Below are 1,702 nucleotides of genomic sequence, written 5' to 3'. Positions count from 1 at the left end.
GGCGGCCCGCGAGGGCCAGCGGCCCGCGGCACCGGACCGAGAGAGCAGCGACCGGGATTCGCCCCGTTCGCTGAGTTCGAACTCGTCGGGATCAGCGTCGAATCCGAACGCGTCGACGGCCGCCGCGGCGTCGATGCCCGACTCGTCGAGGGCGTCGATCTCGTCGAACCAGTCCGCCTCGAAGTCGGCGGTGAGACAGAGGTCGTCCCGATCGTCGCAGGGCTCGAGGATATCGTGCTCGAGGAACAGGGTCTCGAGATCAACGGGGGCCGGTTCCGCCTCGGGTGCAGTCGATTCGCCGGCGGTGGCAGCAGCGTCGTCGGTGTCGAGCGCCTCGGTCTCGTCAAAGCTGGTCACGTCTCCGGTGTCGGCCGCGGAGTCGACGCCTCCGAGACCGCTGGCCACGTCTGGTTCGGGTTCCTTGCCGAACCAGCGCAGGACTTCGGGCGGGAGATATCGCTTGGTGAGCGTCGGCGTTCCGGGGACGAGATATCCCCGAAGATAGATCAACGCCACCGAAATGCCGACGGCGAGGAGACCGCCGAGGCGGGATTTCCGCGCAACGGCGGAGCCGAGTACCGCCGCGATACCCAGATTCAGGACGGTACACGGTTCGCATCGGTTCTCACCGGTGTATTCGGGCTGTCTGAGGTCGTCGACGACGTCGATTTGCATCTCGAGAGAACGATTATTCTCTCGACGCATCTATTTTTCGGACGGTGTGTTCGGGATAATAGCGTCGACGGCGGGACTCGCTCACGGCTTCGGGAGGGCTGGAGCGTTGACCGGCGACCGACAGAGCGACGAATCGTTGGATACCGAAAGTGCACCGAGCCACCAGCGACCGACCGTGAGCGCGACCGGCTCTTAGTCGAGGCCGACGAGTCGTTCCTTCGCCGCGCGGCGCAGTTGCTTGATCTCGTACTCGCGGGACATCGCGGCCGACTTCGAGTCGAACCGCTCGTGGTATCGGAGCTCGACCGGCGTTCGTCCGCGGGTGTACTTCGCTCCCTCGCCGGCATCGTGTTCGGCGACGCGGCGCTCGAGGTCGGTCGTGTAGCCGGTGTAGAGCGATCCGTCGGCGCACTCGAGTACGTAGACGACGTGATCGGCCATCGCTCGTAGCCAGGCGGGGAAGCGTAAAAAGCGTCCGGTCCGTGGGTTGTGCGGTCGCTGGTCGTGTGGTCGTCGGTCGCGTGTCGATCGCGATGGTCAGGTGCCGCGAACGCGCTCTTTCGCGGCTTCCGCGATTCCGGCGTTGGCCGAACAGCTAACACACGCGTGGATCTCACCGTGTTCGTCGGCGAAGACGCGAGCGAACCGTTCGGAGACGTGCGCACCGCAGTGGTCACACTTGGGCATTGGTCACACCGGCCGAAGCCAGTACTCGATCCTACTGGACGAGCGGTTAAATATCATTCCCAAAACGCTGCTTGAGTTTTTGATAGTGGGAAGTATTTTTCTCTAACTGAGCATGCGTATCAGTCACGAGCGTCGTCGATCGCCCGCGCGATCAGGGTTGCCTGGGCCCCGGCAACGAACCCCGCGTCGATGTTGACGACCGATAGCACGGTACAGGACTGGAGCATCCCGGCGAGTGCCGCCTCGCCGTTGCCGGCGTGACCGTAGCCGCTCGAGACCGGAACGCCGATGACCGGGGTGTCGACGAGGCCGGCGACGACGGTCGGTAGCGCCCCCTCCC

At 64.8% G+C, this 1,702-nt stretch carries 4 protein-coding genes; all 4 read right to left on the bottom strand.

The window, feature by feature from the left end; all coding sequences use genetic code 11:
- The coding region (locus PGX04_RS05255) for a DUF8054 domain-containing protein (RefSeq protein ID WP_273737540.1) at positions 1–675 on the bottom strand (675 nt) is incomplete at its 3' end.
- Positions 676–867: 192 nt separating this feature from the next.
- Positions 868–1,116 (bottom strand): GIY-YIG nuclease family protein, encoded by a 249-nt coding sequence (locus PGX04_RS05250; RefSeq protein WP_098725013.1) that lies wholly within the window; start codon positions 1,114–1,116, stop codon positions 868–870.
- Between the two features lie 96 nt (positions 1,117–1,212).
- Entirely contained in the window at positions 1,213–1,362 is a 150-nt protein-coding gene (locus PGX04_RS05245) for a DUF7563 family protein (protein WP_273737537.1), read from the bottom strand.
- Positions 1,363–1,481: 119 nt separating this feature from the next.
- Positions 1,482–1,702 (bottom strand): AIR carboxylase family protein (locus PGX04_RS05240; RefSeq protein WP_273737536.1); only part of this gene is annotated, 221 nt, incomplete at its 5' end.

The sequence above is a fragment of the Natrinema soli genome, from assembly GCF_028618695.1.
The sequence above is the reverse complement of the archived record's forward strand: the minus strand, read 5'-3'. Positions and strand labels throughout refer to the sequence as shown.

Coding starts and splice junctions, on each gene's coding strand:
- PGX04_RS05250 (WP_098725013.1), bottom strand. CDS start 1,116: ATGGCCGATCACGTCGTCTACGTACTCGAGTGCGCCGACGGATCGCTC.
- PGX04_RS05245 (WP_273737537.1), bottom strand. CDS start 1,362: ATGCCCAAGTGTGACCACTGCGGTGCGCACGTCTCCGAACGGTTCGCT.